Source organism: Nocardia sp. NPDC050435, assembly GCF_040655395.1.
In the GTDB taxonomy this organism is placed as follows: Bacteria; Actinomycetota; Actinomycetes; order Mycobacteriales; family Mycobacteriaceae; genus Nocardia.
The window spans coordinates 518,718-532,449 of the sequence record NZ_JBFAJW010000005.1; the positions used below are offsets into that span (position 1 = coordinate 518,718).

The 13,732-nt window shown below is 65.7% G+C and carries 12 protein-coding genes; 4 read left to right on the top strand and 8 right to left on the bottom strand.

Translation table 11 applies throughout. The features are described 5' to 3' along the window. Window positions 1-38 precede the first annotated feature (38 nt). From AB0I43_RS18475 to AB0I43_RS18505, 7 genes are all read right to left on the bottom strand, one after another. Window positions 39-833, bottom strand: coding sequence for an LLM class F420-dependent oxidoreductase (locus AB0I43_RS18475; RefSeq protein ID WP_356980937.1), 795 nt, complete (start codon window positions 831-833; stop codon window positions 39-41). 68 nt (window positions 834-901) lie between these two features. Continuing rightward, window positions 902-1,342, bottom strand: coding sequence for a DUF2000 domain-containing protein (locus AB0I43_RS18480; protein ID WP_356980938.1), 441 nt, complete (start codon window positions 1,340-1,342; stop codon window positions 902-904). A 42-nt stretch (window positions 1,343-1,384) separates the two neighbouring features. Continuing rightward, window positions 1,385-2,188 carry a diaminopimelate epimerase gene (gene dapF / locus AB0I43_RS18485; RefSeq protein ID WP_356980940.1) on the bottom strand — a complete coding sequence of 268 codons (804 nt, stop codon included), beginning with the start codon at window positions 2,186-2,188 and terminating at the stop codon, window positions 1,385-1,387. Further along, window positions 2,188-2,808: a LysE family translocator gene (locus AB0I43_RS18490; protein ID WP_356980942.1), complete on the bottom strand. Its 621-nt coding sequence runs from the start codon at window positions 2,806-2,808 to the stop codon at window positions 2,188-2,190. Before AB0I43_RS18490 ends, dapF begins: the two co-directional genes overlap by 1 nt. An 11-nt stretch (window positions 2,809-2,819) precedes the next feature. Further along, a complete protein-coding gene (locus AB0I43_RS18495; protein ID WP_356980944.1) occupies window positions 2,820-4,856 on the bottom strand; it encodes a molybdopterin-dependent oxidoreductase in 2,037 nt (678 codons plus the stop codon). A gap of 62 nt (window positions 4,857-4,918) precedes the next feature. Further along, a complete protein-coding gene (locus tag AB0I43_RS18500; protein WP_356980946.1) occupies window positions 4,919-5,617 on the bottom strand; it encodes a 2OG-Fe dioxygenase family protein in 699 nt (232 codons plus the stop codon). A 31-nt stretch (window positions 5,618-5,648) separates the two neighbouring features. After that, window positions 5,649-6,689, bottom strand: a complete 1,041-nt coding sequence (locus tag AB0I43_RS18505; RefSeq protein WP_357432457.1) for an iron-containing redox enzyme family protein — start codon at window positions 6,687-6,689, stop codon at window positions 5,649-5,651. A 594-nt stretch (window positions 6,690-7,283) separates the two neighbouring features. Here AB0I43_RS18505 and AB0I43_RS18510 point away from each other — a divergent pair. The 4 genes from AB0I43_RS18510 to AB0I43_RS18525 all read left to right on the top strand — a co-directional run bounded on the left by AB0I43_RS18510 (window position 7,284) and on the right by AB0I43_RS18525 (window position 12,747). Continuing rightward, the gene (locus AB0I43_RS18510; protein WP_356980950.1) at window positions 7,284-7,775 is read left to right on the top strand and encodes a hypothetical protein; all 492 of its coding nucleotides are present in this window, start codon (window positions 7,284-7,286) and stop codon (window positions 7,773-7,775) included. A 71-nt stretch (window positions 7,776-7,846) separates the two neighbouring features. After that, window positions 7,847-8,479, top strand: a complete 633-nt coding sequence (locus tag AB0I43_RS18515) for a hypothetical protein (protein ID WP_356980952.1) — start codon at window positions 7,847-7,849, stop codon at window positions 8,477-8,479. A 318-nt stretch (window positions 8,480-8,797) separates the two neighbouring features. Beyond that, the gene (locus tag AB0I43_RS18520; RefSeq protein WP_356980954.1) at window positions 8,798-9,127 is read left to right on the top strand and encodes a trypco2 family protein; all 330 of its coding nucleotides are present in this window, start codon (window positions 8,798-8,800) and stop codon (window positions 9,125-9,127) included. Between the two features lie 47 nt (window positions 9,128-9,174). Beyond that, complete coding sequence (locus tag AB0I43_RS18525; protein ID WP_356980956.1) at window positions 9,175-12,747, top strand: DUF3856 domain-containing protein; 3,573 nt, start codon at window positions 9,175-9,177, stop codon at window positions 12,745-12,747. Window positions 12,748-12,867: 120 nt separating this feature from the next. Here the strand turns inward: AB0I43_RS18525 and AB0I43_RS18530 are convergent, their stop codons facing one another. Continuing rightward, window positions 12,868-13,725 (bottom strand): alpha/beta hydrolase, encoded by an 858-nt coding sequence (locus AB0I43_RS18530; protein ID WP_356980958.1) that lies wholly within the window; start codon window positions 13,723-13,725, stop codon window positions 12,868-12,870. Window positions 13,726-13,732: the final 7 nt, after the last annotated feature.

Here is a 13,732-nt window from a genome sequence, read left to right on the forward strand (position 1 = left end):
GAACGTGGACGCGGCGTGGCTGACGCGTCCACCGGCGACTACGCCGAGCGGGACATGTCTTCCGCGCGACGGGAATCCCGCCACCGCACGGCCTCGAGCAGTTCGGTCAGATCGTAGGCCGGGCCGGCGCTTGCGACGGTGAACAGCGAGACGCCCGCGTCGACGTAGGCCGGGGCCGCTGCGGGCCCCGGCCACTCCGTCGAGCGTTCGATCGCGGTGGGATCGGTGCGCACCGCGCGGCAATGCTCGGCGAGCACCGCCGATTTGTGTGGCAGCCCGTCGAGCTCGGTGAAGCTGTGCCAGATATCGGCGTACCGCGCCACCAGCCGCAGCGTCTTGCGTTCACCGCCACCGCCGATCAGGATCGGGATGCGGCGGAACGGCGGCGGGTTGAGCCGGTCCAGCCGCGTGGTGATTCTGGCGAGGTTGGTCTCCAGTAGCGCCAATCGCGAACCGGCTGAACCGAATTCGTAGCCGTACTCGGCGTAGTCCTTTTCGTACCAGCCCGCGCCGAGCCCGAGGATGAGCCGGCCGCCGCTGAGGTGGTCGACGGTGCGGGCCATATCGGCGAGCAGGTCCGGATTGCGGTAGCCGCCACCGGAGACCAGCGCGCCGATCTCGACCCGCTCCGTCTGCTCGGCCCAGGCGCCGAGCATCGTCCAGCATTCGAAATGCGCGCCGTCGGTGTCACCGTGCAGCGGATAGAAATGATCCCAGTTGAAGACGATGTCGGCACCGGCGTCTTCCGCTCGCAATACCGCGTCGCGAATGGGACCGTAATCGGGAGAATGTTCCGGTTGGAGATGTAGTCCGATTCTTATCGGGTAGCTCATGAATAAAGCCTACCCAAGAAATGGCCGCACCGGGGTAGCGTTATTCGGACATCTGGATTCCGAAAGGCTCAGCGCCACAGCGACAATCGCCGGGTGTGCGGATCGATGATTTCGGCCGGGCCGAATACTGCGACGCACAGCGGTTCCAGATCATTCGTGGTCGTAGCCGCGACCCGAGCCAATTGTTCCGCGGTCGTTCCGTCGATCATCGCGGCGCAGAAATCGACGGAGACGACGTCCAGTTGGTTGAATACGCGCCGCAAGGTGTGCAGCTGCCCGGCTTTGGCGGACAACACGATGAGGCCGTGCGCGGAGATATAGTCGTGCGATACGCCGGAGGCGTCGGGATAGTCGATGAACTCCATCGCACGGAATCGCTCGGGCGACTGGCTCGCGGCTTTCGCGACCAGTCCGGCCATCGCGTGCCCCGCGACGTTGATCGCCCGCCCCGGATCCTCGCGCAGCACGCGGTTGAGCACGACACACATCTTCATGTCGCCGGTCGACATCAAACCTCGCAGACTTCTCGAAATTCGCACGCGGACTGCCGTTTACCCGTCGATGGCGCGCCCCTCGGCGATGAACGCACAACCGCCGCGCAGGTTCACCCGGTCACCGCGCAGGGACACGGCGACGGTACCACCAGGCATCCGCACGGTTACTTCCTCCTCGACGTATCCGGCGTGGCACGCCGCGTAGGCCGCGGCACAGGCGCTGCTGCCCGAGGCCAGGGTGTATCCCGCGCCGCGCTCCCAGATCTCGAGCCGCACGGTGCGGCGGTCCAGCACCGCGCAGAGCTGCACGTTGGTGCCGGCGGAATCGAAGGCGGAATGGTGCGCGGTCCAGGGGCCGAGCGTTCGCGCGAAATCCGCGGTGGGCTCCGGAACGAAGGTGACCGCGTGCGGATTCCCGAGATCGACGCGGTGGAAGACGAAATCGGCGCCGTCGGGCGTGACCAGTCGCGTTTCACCCAGCGGCTGCGCTTTCCCCATATCCACCGCGACGTCCCAGGGATCGGTGCCGAGTATCCGAATCGCGCACTCGCCCGCCGGCACGTCGATGACGAATTCGTCCGCCGCGAGATGGTGGCGACGGAGGTAGGCGGCGAACATTCGGAGACCGTTGCCGCTTTTCTCGCATTCCGTACCGTCGGAATTGAAGATGCGCAGCCCGATCGCCGCCTGCGGATCGGCGACGGGCCGCGTGGGACCGAGCAGTATTCCGTCGGCGCCGATACCGAAATGCCGGTCGCAGAGCCGGCGGACCCGCGCCGCGTCCATCGTCGCATCCCGCGGGGCCGGTTCGATCACGAGATAGTCGTTGCCCAGTGCCTGCATCTTCGTGAAGCGCGTCATCAGCTCACCGCCAGCCAGCCCGCCAGTCCGAGGAAAATTGCCCCCGCGCCGGCGTTTATTCGACGATTGACGTTCTGGTTGGCGCCGACGACCCGACTGCCGAATACCCCGGCGAAATAGCCGATGGGTCCGTCGATGGCGAAATCGACGACGACGAGGACGAGGCCCAGAATCGCCAGCTGGAGGGGCACCCGCCCCAGGTCCGGGTTGGCGAATTGCGGCAGGAAGGCGACGTTGAAGAGAATCACCTTGGGATTGAGCACGTTCGTGATCGCGGCGCTGCGAAACGCCGAGAGCACCGCGTTGCCGGGCGCGGACACCGCGGCGCCGTCACCGGACAGCGGTTCCGACCGCGCGCGGTACGAGGAAATCGCAAGGTAGACAAGGTAAGCGACGCCGACCCACTTCAAGACCTGATACACCGCCGGGAACCTGTGCAGCAGCGCCGCCAGCCCGAGCACCGCGATGGTGACGTGCACGGCGAGCCCGGCCGCGACACCGGCGGCGGCCGCGAGCCCCGCCTTGCGCCCGTGCTGGCTTCCCAAAGTGACGATCAGGATCATGTCGGGGCCGGGCACGATCACCAGGACGACCGCGGCAAGCAGGAACGGCCAGAACAAGTTCCAGTCAATCATCGGACCTCCGTCGCATCGAGTGGTCGTACATCCACGCTGTTGTCATGGAAGACGGCTCCGCCGCCGAGGTCGGCGTCCCGCTCCGGCACCGTCGCGTTCGCGGTGGGACCGCCGACGATTTTCAGCCAGCTCCCCTTCACCATCGCGACCACACCGGCCGGGACGGCGTCGCTGATCGTAGCGTGGGTGCGGAACTCGCCCCGCGCGTTGAAGACGCGCACCCGGGCGCCGTCGGCGATGCCGCGCGCGGCCGCGTCCGCCGCGCTCATGGTGACCGCCGTACCGCCCGACTTGCCGGCCAGGCGGTCATTGTTGGAGAACGTGGAGTTGAGGGTGTAGTGCGAGGCCGTCGCCAGCAGTGTCAGCGGGTAGCTCGCGTCCGGCTCCGGCAACTCCTCGGCCAGCCGGGCACTGAATCCTGCCGCGTCAGGAAACTCGAACTTCCCACTGGTGGTGGGGAATCCGTCCGCGAACGGCACGAAATCGCGCGGGTAGTTCAGTCGCTGCCAGCCCCGTGTGCGCAGCGAATCGACGGTGACGCCGTCCAGCGAGGGATGGGTGGAGTCCATCAGCTGTTCGGCCAGCTCGAGATCGCTGTCGTAGAGGCTCGGCTCCGTCAGGCCCAGCCCCCGGGCGATGCGCCGGAAGATCTCCGTGGTCGAAAGTGCCTCTCCCGCAGGGCGAACCGCCGGTTCGTTCCAGGCCAGATACAGGTGGCCGTAGCCATCGTGGATGTCGAGGTGCTCGGTCTGCATCGTCGCGGGCAGGACGAGGTCGGCGTAGTCGCAGGTGTCGGTCTGGAAGTGATCGACGACGACGGTGAACAGGTCGGTGCGGGAGAGGCCCGCGATGACATCGGCCTGCCCCGGCGCGCTGGCGACCGGGTTGGCCCCGTAGACGAACAGCACCCGCACCGGCGGCGACAGGTGCGGATCGGTCAGCGTGTCGCCGAGTCGGGTCATCGACAGACTCCGGACCGGCTGCCGCAGCAGGTCATTGCGTTCCAGGGCTTCGCGATTCAGCCCGAAATAGCCGTCGGTCGAATAGGACACGCCGCCGCCGTAGCGGCTCCACTCCCCGGTGACGGCCGACAGGCAGGCCAGCAATCGCAGCACGTTGCCGCCGCCCGCGTGCCGTTGCAAGCCCATTCCCGCGCGGATGCCGACCGGCGGTGTGCCGGCGATCCGCTGGGCGAGGCGGGTGATCACCGCGGCCGGCACGCCGGTGGAGCGTTCGGCCACCGCCGGCGTGAAGTCGCGGACGCGGGCACGAAAATTGTTCCAGCCGTTGGTCATCGCCTCGAGATACGCGGTGTTCTCCGCGCTCAGCTCGAGGAGTTCATGGATCAGCGCCAGGATGAGATGAGCGTCCGTGCCCGGGCGCGGCGCGATGTGCTCGTCGGCGAGTTTCGCCGTCCTGGTGCGGAGCGGATCGATGGCGACCACCCACGCGCCGCGCGCCCGCGCCTGGGCGACGAACCGCCACAGGTGGTGTCCCGAGGTGACCGTGTTGACGCCCCAGAGCAGGACCAGCCGTGCCGACGCCAACGACTCCGGATCGATCCCGAGCGAGGTGCCGGTGGACTGGATGAGGCCCTCCTGGCCCGCGATCGAGCAGATCGTCATGTCGTGCCGGGAAGCGCCGATCACGTTCCACAGTCGCCGCCCGGCATTGCCTTGCAGACCTTGCAGATGGCCCAGGTTCCCGGTGCCCTGGTAGGGCCAGATCGATTCCGCGCCCCACCGGGCGATCGCCTCGCCCATCCGGTCGCTGATCATGTCGATCGCGGTGGACCATTCGATGGTCTCGAACGACCCCGACCCCTTCGGCCCCACCCGCCGTCGCGGCCGCAGCAACCGATCAGGTGCCCTGGTCTGTTCGAGATACCGATTGACCTTGACGCACAAGGTGCCGGCGGTGAACGGATGGTCCTTGCGGCCGGCCAGGCGAACGGCGCGGTCGCGGTCGACGGTGACGGTCCAACTGCACGCGTCCGGGCAATCCAGCGGGCAGGCGCCGTTGACCAGCCGCAAGGGTGCTCGTGTGCCGCCGCTCGAAACCGGCGCACCGGGTTCGAGCGGCGGTCGGTGGCCCGTCACGATTCGGTGAGGACGGCTCGGTCGTGTTCTTCGCCGTACCACTTCTCGGCCCAGCGGGAGAAGGACACGATGAGGATGTCCCGCGACCCGGCGTCGACCCCCGGGCCGGCCACGATATCGGTGACATCGTGGTAGAGCGCCCGGTCGTCGAGCAGGGCGGCATCGCCCGGCTGCAGCGTTCCCTGCCAGACGGGTTCGGTATCGGCCGGGGCGCGCCACAGCCGCATCCGGCCGCCCTCGACATCGGTGCGGGCGAGCACCGCGATCATCACGAATTCGTGCCCGTCCTGATGCTTGCCCTCGGGGGTCAGTGACGCCGCCGCGTTCTTCGCGGCCACACTTCTGTTCTGGTGCACGTTGATCTGCCAATCGACCGTGCGATCCAGGAAGTCGTGCTCGTCGAGCACCGATTTGATGATCGGGCGGAAATCGACCGCGATGGGCTGATATTCGCGCAACATGCCGCCCGCGACCGGGTTGAATTTCTTGTAGGCCGAATAGGCGCGATGCGGCAGGAGCTGGAACTGCCACCCCGCGACCGGGTCCGACGAAAGCCGGTACTGCGAAAAGCGTTTGTACCGCGTGCCGCCCGCGATATACGGATCCAATTCCACCTTTTCGTAGCTGCGCAGAACGTCCTGCGGCACCGGCGGCAGCTCGATCAACTTGAAGCCTTCACGTGCCAATGTTTCCATTGTCGTTCACCTTTCGTTCGAATTCGACCGGTCAGGCGTGGACGGCGCGGGCCAGTCGTTCGTCGAGATGGCGGGCGGAGGAATTCAGCCGCCACATCGCGCCGCGCGCGATGCTGCGCCGCATCGCCGGATCGTGCACGGCCGGGATCACCACATTGTGAAACCAGCCCGCCGCGTGCCGGGAATCGACGGTGATATGCAGCCGGTGGTAGGTGATGCCGACATCCGGTAATCCCAGCCGTTCCCAGCCGGTGACCACATTCGTGAATCTGTCGGGAACCAGCCACTCCGTCATACCGAGCAGGCCGACCGCTTCGCCGTAGAGATGGCGGTACTTCGACACCAGGACCGCGAGGTTGCCCGAGAGCAGATCCAGGGTCGTCATCTCGGCCTCGACTTCGGCTTCGCTGATGTCGAAGACCTCGTAGATCTTGCCGAAGAGGTGGGTGTGAACCTCGGCGTCGTTCCCGTTGCCCATCTCGTCCCAGAAGTTGCCGGCGATCTCCATCTTCGCCGCGCCCGTGGTGCCCACCTGCATCATCGCGAGGAGATCGTCGAATCGCCCGTCCACCACCGATTCCTGGATCGTGTAGCGCCGCAGATCCTCGGCCGTGGCGTCGTTGCGAATGAAATCGACGTAGTACGGGTGTTTGTAGACCCGGTGTTCTTTCGCCAGGCTTTTCAGCCAGGACAGGTATTCCCGGGGCGCCGTGGGCGCCTCGTCGTAGAGGCTTTCGGGAATCGCGGCGTCCTCGGCGGCAATCGTGTGCTCCTCCAGTCGCCGCGTGATCTCGGCGATCAGCACCGAGCCCTCCGCGGTGGGCCCGGTGGGGAGCTGGGTGAGAATCTTATAGATCCTGGACAGGAGCAGCTGTTGGTAATACGACGCCTCCTGTTCACCTTCGGACGCCTTGGCGTTCAACAAATAGATGGCGCGCAGTACCGTTTCGCGGCTGGAGTTCATCAGGCGATCGACCTCGCTCGCCGGATGGTGCAGCCATTCGCTGACGGTCTCTACCACCAGCTCGGAAGAATTGATATCGACAGCAAAGTTCAAGCGATTTTCTGGCATCGTCGGAACCCCCGTAGGATGTACAGAATATCGAGCGGAATCACCCCGGCGTGGCCGCTCTTCAGGATCTCGCGGAGAAAAAGTAACACGCTCGACATGTGGGACGCCACCCTCTGAGTTGACTGATCGGAAATGCCTTCTTAACCAATTTGTTGCCTTGCCTGCGATTTTCACGCGCGGCGTCGGGGGCATTTCGGGCAAGCCAGATTTTCGGTAGGGGTTTGGCGACAGTGGAGCGTAAGCCCGCTACCAGGACAGTTGCTGCACGGCGCGGCGAAACAGCCGGCCGGGCAACCGAAGTCACCCGACCGATCGTCGGCGTGGGCGGTCCGCGCTCGTGATCATGCTTGGAAGATGCTGCGGAGGTCGGGTCACGCGAGGTCGGCCGATTCCCGCCGAATTCGGTGCCGTTCCGGGAAGCGGGAGCCACGCCGTGAGCGAGCGACTCGCTGGTGAACTTGCCGGGCGGCGGCCGAGTACGTACACCTTAGTGGTTCGTTGGAAGGCGATAGCGCATTCTCCTGATCGTCAGATCGCATCGACGGTGCATGAACAGCGCTGTGCGGCCGATCAGACTGCAAGAGGAGGGGTGCGGTGGAAAACAGCGCAGAGTTGTATGTCGAATTGCTGACTCTCGTGGAGGCAACGCTGCCCGAAGTTGCCGCCGAGATCCGGCGTGAAGTCGACCGAGGTGGCACGGAGGTCGAGCTGTATGACGATACCGAAAGTGGCGAACTTCCGGTCGACTGGGCGTGGAAGACCGACCCGAGGAGATATCCGAACCTGCCGCCGTTCAAGACCGGTCCACAACCTGATCTTATGGCTCGACTTTCCGGAGATCGAAGTCTGCACACGATCCTGGATGCCCTGATCACGCTGCTCGAGGCGGTCGAAGGGTCGGAACAGGAATTGACGAGGTTCCTGTACAGAGCGGGGAGCCGGTCCGTGGCCTTCGGTGCTGCGGCAGTTCGACCCGAGCGCATAGCGGTCCCCGAGACCGCAGAACTGCCCAGCAACAGGGCCGCCGTGCGCGCGGACCTGCGTCGCCTGCGCGACCTTCTCGACGGATTCAGCGAGGACAGATGATCTCGGCTCAGGAATTGAGAGACACAGTTGAGGCAGCACTGTCTCGAGCACTGTCGGGCCGGTACTCGTTGGTGGCGAAACCGGACGACCTCTACGAGGCAGCGTTGTTCGCGATCGTGGTGCGTGCTGCCGAACAGGCGGGGGGTGGCGTACTCCTGACCAACGACGGCCGGAAGCCCGCTACCGATATCAGGTTTCGGACCGCGCCGGGCATCCTCGCCGCTGGCACCGAGTACACATATGCCTTGGTGACGTTCCCCTCCACGGACCAGCGATACGAACAGAAGCTCGAAGTGCACTTGGGAATCGTCTTCCCCGGCCGTTCCGGCGTATGCCACGAGTGCGACATCGCGATCCTCACCCACGCGGAAGCGCGTCGCGTTCGCCTGGGACACCGCCGGTATCCGTCATGGCGGGCCCTGATCCTGGGGATCGAGGCAAAATTTCGGGTACGCGGACCCGAGCTCGGTGAGGGGCGCAATCTGTTAGGCCTGGGATCTGAATTGCGCAGCGGACGACACCGTCTCGTCACACCTGCAAAAGGGTCGGCTGGTCTGCGAAAGCTTCTGCTCCATTGGGGGTGCGGGCTCTCCGAGGATCTGATCCCGGGTTCTTCTGAAGCTGTGGAACTGGAAGCGGAAGTGCAGGCGGTGCTTCACGATTGGCTGAGTCGCCGACGTCGCCGAGTGCCTGCGGCGGTGTGAGTGTCAGCGAGCCGGTGTTCGGCGCATGTCGTAGGCCAGAGGATGGCCGCGAGACCGTCCGGCGGGTCAGCTGTCATATCCACTCTCATGCCACCCCGACACAGGGTCGGTTTCAACCCTAGTTGACCTGATCTGGAAAGCCTCGAAACCCCCGGACTCATCAGCTGTGAAACCAATTGCGGTGGAGACTCTTTCGTCGCGTCGATCGGTACGGCACGATGGTTCCGGGTCCTGTTGGGCAATCCGGTCGAGTCGGACGGCAGGACCGGGAATTCGTTCGTCTCTCGAGCTACTTTCGATCGGTTTGGGCAGGTGGTCATGGATATCGAACTCGGGGATGCTGTCGCAGTGATTCGGGGCGAGTTGTTGAATGCGGCCGCGCGGGGAGCAGGCGCGGAGGTCGAGTTCGTGGTCGGGCCGATCGAAATGGCATTCGAGGTCGAATTGCGAGCCGATGCCAAAGCCAAGGGCGGATTCAAGGCGTGGGTGGTCAGCGGTGAGGTGGAGGCCAGCGGGTCGCGCGTGCACCGGCAGCGGGTGTCGCTGACCTTGACCCCTCGCAAGCCAGGTGGGGAGGACTGGCTGGTCGGTAGAACGGTGCCCGATGACGCGGGCCCGGGCGACGTTTCCGAGCATATCGGCCGTTGAGCACCGACCGAGCCGAGGAGTGGCAGAGCACGGACCCGAGGTGAGGTATGGAGCGCGACCAGGTCTTGGGGGTGTCCGCGGTTACCGCTGGATCGGGGTATCTCATTGCCCCGCGGTTGATGCTGACCTCGGCTCATGTGGTGGGGCGGGCAGGCAAGCCTGTCAACGTGTTTCGGCCCGGCCGTGCCGGGACGTTCACGGGAACGGTGGTGTGGTGCGGCCGTCCCGGCGGACGCGCAGATGCCGCGCTTGTCGAGATCGATGACCCGGGCTGGATATCGGCGACGATGGCGCCGGTTGTGTGGGGAAAGACGGTTACCTACGTACCCGGAACTCCCTGCCGATCTTGGGGGTTGCCGACGTTGTCGCAGCGAGCCGGCGAGCCGATGGACTTGGAACAGTTTCGGGGAACGCTGAACCCCGGTGATCAGATCGTTTCCGACCGCTACCTCATGCGCTTGGACACGCACCCGCCGACGGGCAACGGAGACGGCACGCCGTGGGCGGGGATGTCAGGTGCCGCCATGTACTGCGGTGACCTGCTGACCGGAGTGGTCGCGACCGACCCCGCCGCCCGCGGGCACGCGACACTGGGCGCCGTTCCCGCCTATGTACTGCTACTCGATCCCGAATTCTGTTCCACCATAACGCGGTACGCGGGTGAGGACTCCCTGCGATGTGAGCCGATCGAACTCCAGCAGTTGATGGACAGACAGTCCGCACTGAACAGTTCGACAGCAATCAACACACCGGCCAGTTTGCTCACTGCCCGTCGCGCCGTGGTCGACTTCCACGGTCGCGACGACGAACTGCGCGAACTGCATGGATGGGTCGGCCGGCCAGGCGTCGGGGCATATCTGCTGTACGGTGCCGGGGGGCAGGGCAAGACTCGTCTGGCCCACCATTTCGGCGAGTCACTGACCGCCACAGGGTGGACGGTGCTGTGGCTCGACCCGGCTGTCCGGGGCGAGCCACTGCGGATCCTTACGCAGGTAGCGGGCAGACTGCTGCTCGTGCTCGACTACGCGGAGAGTCGGCCCGATCAGGTCACCGAACTATTCAAGCTGTGCGGACGTCGACTGTTGAAGCATCCGGTGAAGCTGTTGCTGCTTGCCCGCACCGCAGGGGCGTGGTGGCAGGAACTGGCCGGTGGGGAGTCGCTGGCCGAGATCGTGGAAACCGCAGGCAGTCACGAACTTCAGTCACTCGACGCGACGCGTGATGAACAGGATGCCAGCTACCGACGGGCGGTACAGGCGTTCGCGGACACGCTCCCACGGGTCGAATCTCTGCCGAGGACCGACTGGTCAGGCGTCGCGCGACTGCTCGGGCAGGCGATCCCGCGGTTCGCGGAAGACCTGACGGTGTTGTCGGTGCAAATGCGCGCATTGGTCGATCTCCTCGACGCCGCCGGCGCGAGTTCGGTGCCCCCGGGGCACAAAGGCGCCAGGCTCGAGGACCGTGTGTTGCGCCACGAACGAGACTATTGGCAGCTGACCGCCCGATCCGTGGGGATCACGCCCAACGTACCGCTGACGATCCTCAGCGATGTCGTCACGGCGTCGGTGTTGCTGGCGCCCACCGACGCCGACTCGGTCACCGCCGCGATCCGGCAGGTGCCGGAGTTCGCCGATCAGACCGCGTTGGTCGTCAGTACGGTTCGGGATTGGCTGATGAACCTCTACCCCGGTGATCGCTCTGGTGTGTTCGTCGGTTTGGCGCCGGACCGAGTCGCGGAACAACTAGTCGGCCGCAGCATGCTGGAAGACCATCGTCGCAGCATCGTCGATGCCCTCATCGCCACCGTGTCCGACGACCGTGTCGACCATCTGCTGACCGTCTGCACCCGCGCCGTCGCACACACCGACCTCGGCCCCGCCGCCGCCCACCTCACCCGATGGTGCGTGGAGCACGCGCACGCGCTGCTTCCCGCTGCGCTGCGGGTGGCCCTCCAAGTCGAAGCGCCCGATCCGCTCCTGGCTGGGCTCGAGGGCTACGCCGCGGACACCGAGGCCGATCTCGCACTGTTGACGGCTCTGCGCGAAGCGCTGCCGGGCGAGACACAGGTCCTCGCCTCGGCCGCCGTCTGCCTTCTGAACGCGATTGTCGATCGACACCGATCGACACCGGACAAGACCGATCTCGACCTGGCGAATCTGGCCGGCGCTCTCAGTCAGTGGGCGAATCGGCTGCACCGAGTCGGCCGTAGGGACGACGCTGTGACAGCGGCAACCGAATCGGTCACCCTGTTCCGCGAGCTACGTGGGCGCCACGACAACCTCTCCTCGCACCTTGCCATCGCGCTCGGCAGCCTCGCCCAGCAACTCGGGGATGTGGGTCGGCGAGACGAAGGAATGGCGGCCGCGTCGGAAGCCGTCGCCATCGCGCGAACCCTGCACGACACTCATCCCGACGTCTATCCCATGCTGCTCGGCTCCTGCCTGTACGCGATGGCCACCCGCCTGCACGCGCTCGGGCGACCGGACGAAGCTCTCGCGGCAGTGACCGAAACCGTCGACATCTACCGCCGCCTCGAGGCAGCTGATCCCGTCGAGCATCGCGGCCGCTTGGCGGTGTGCCTGACCAATCTTGCCGCGCAACTGGACGAGCTCGGGCGATGGGACGAATGTCTGGCCGCCGCGATCGAGTCGGTGGAGTTGCACCGGCGCATGGTCGAAACCAGGACCGATGGCGTACAACAGAATCTGGCGACCTGCTTGAACAACCTCGCGATCTGGCTCGGCCAGACGGGCCGAAACGACGAGGCATTGCAGGCGGCGACCGAGGCCTTGACACTCCAGCGCAAACTCGCGCGCCGGCATCCGGACTACTATGCTCCAGCCGTCGCTCTGGCCCTGGACTGCACCGCACGGCAACTGCACGCCCTCGGCCGGTCCGAGGAAGCGCTGGCCGCGGCAGTCGAGGCGGTGGAGATCATTGGTGAACAAGCGCGCAGTCGCCCCGAGTTGTATGTGGCGGAGCGAGGCAGCGCGTTGAACACGCTCGCGACGCAGCTGAACGTCGCTGGCCGATACGAATCAGCCGCCGCTGCCGCAGCAGACGCGCTGGACATCTTTCGGAATCGAGTCGCAGATCATCCCGAGGCTTTTCGGCGTAACCTGGCGAAAACGCTGGACAATTATGCCCTCCAACTCGCTGCCCTCGGTCGCCGAGACGAGGCTTTGGCGGCAGCGACCGAAGCGGTCGACCTGCATCGTGAACTGGCGATGACGCGGCCCGAAGCGATCCAGCCGGACCTGGCGAAATCTCTGCACGGCTACGCCGACATTCTCTGGCACGCAGCACGCCGGGACGAGGCACTGCAGGCACTGTCGGAAGCAATCGATATCCAGCGTGCACTGGCGCTTTCGAGACCACGGCCGTATCTGCCGGAACTCATCGATCTGCTCGAGACACGTGGCTCGTGGTTACGCGATCTCGATCGGTACGCAGCCGCGCGTTCCGTGGTGAGCGAGGGACTGGCGAATGCGAAGCTGCTGGCGGATCGAAACCCCGGTGCTGCTGAAGGTCGGGTGACAACCTTGCGGCTACTCGCAGCGCAACTCGACGAAGAACTCGAACGAGGCGATCGTGGCTACCGTGACCAGCCCGGGGATTGAATCATCGCCGGAGAGCAGATGCGCCGACTTCGGTGACTGGCCCAATGAGGTTGCACCGCAGTGTAACCCGCGGTATCGACGCCAGCTGGGCATGAGTGCCCCTTCGCGCATGTTCGTCTTCTACTTCGCGCTCGCGGGCAAATCGCGGACGAATGTTGCGATCAACGCCGCCACCGCGTCCGGGGTTGCCAGAATCATTTCATGGGAGGCGTCGATCTCGACCACGGTGATCGAATCCCGTTCGCGCGCAAGGGCGGCCAGTTCGGCGGCGAGCCCGCGCGCGAAGCTGGCGAACAAATCATCGAGCCAGTCCACTGACCTCGGGGGCTGCCTGCCGGCCTGCACGAGCAGCAAAGGGCATCTCACCTCGTCCAGCCAGGCGGTGACGCCGAGTGCGCCCAGCCGGTCCAGCTCGTCGTACATCTCCAGCGCCGCGGCCTTTTCCGGCAGTGTCTGCCAGCGCCCATCGGGCAAGGGCCGCATGGCCGCGCGAGCCGCCGCCTCGGCCCTCTCTGAGGGGATCCCATACCGGGCTGCCTGGGTGACCTCCTCCTGGATGTGCTGGGGCGCAACAACTGCTCCAGCGCTCGATCGCAGCAGCGCTCCTACACGCTCGGCATCGGGATACTCTCCTGGTCGCCCCCACCAGAATCCATCGAGATTCACCGCGGCACGAACTCGGTGGGCACGCGCGTACTGCACCGCGACCAATCCGCCCAGCGAATGGCCTACGACCACCGGCTCGCCGACACCGAGCGCGTCCATCGCCGCCGCGAGCTGCCGCACCACGGTGCGAACAGTCCACGGAGCGATGCCGGGAGAGCGACCGTGCCCGGGAAGGTCGACGGCGAGGACGCGGTGGCCGGCGCGGAGTAATTGACTGCCTACGGCATCCCAATCGGCGAGCGAACGGCCTGCGCCGTGCAGCAGCACAAGCGGCGTACCGCCTCCCTTGTGGTCGCGAATATTCAGCGTCATGTTTCCC